This window comes from Chroococcidiopsis cubana SAG 39.79, assembly GCF_003991895.1.
Classification (GTDB): Bacteria; Cyanobacteriota; Cyanobacteriia; order Cyanobacteriales; family Chroococcidiopsidaceae; genus Chroococcidiopsis; species Chroococcidiopsis thermalis.
Genome location: NZ_RSCK01000037.1, coordinates 18817 through 19377 on the forward strand (window position 1 = coordinate 18817; position 561 = coordinate 19377).

Here is a 561-nt window from a genome sequence, read left to right on the forward strand (position 1 = left end):
GGAATCCAGTCAGAGGTGATGGGCGTGTTTGGCTTAACTTTTGGGATTCAGAAGATCCAATTGCCTATCCTCTCGGTAAGTTGTTTAATCGAAACAAGGAAAATGAGAAGTGCGAACTTGTCGATGTTCCAGTTAACACGGGTTTCTTCATGATTGACTCCCACACTCGTTATTGGCAAAACTATCAAGTGGCTCAAAGAATTATGGAAGTGCTAAAAGTGAGGGGTTAGGTTATTCAAGATCATACTTTTGCACAGACGGTTGTTGTGACGAGCATTTGTGAAGTCACAAATTATCTACCCAGAGCGATCTAATATTAAGCGAGTAGCGCGGCTCTCGGCTATCAATACACCCTTGCAGCAATCGCATTTACTCGTATTCTGGTTTGATGTGTCTAGGTGAAGCGATCGCGTAGCCTTCTTCCTACCCACACGCTTGAATCTTCAATGTCTGCACGGCGCGGGCGTTGCAGTTTACTCCATTTGGAGAGCGAAAAATTTCGGGGGAGATGAGGGACACAACGCGGTAAGATGACTCAATGCCTGATTCTGCTGAAAGAGT

General features: G+C 45.3%; 1 pseudogene. It reads left to right on the forward strand.

From position 1 onward, the window contains the following. Positions 1–230 (forward strand): annotated as a pseudogene (locus DSM107010_RS39835) (hypothetical protein); the annotation flags it as partial. Positions 231–561 lie beyond the last annotated feature (331 nt).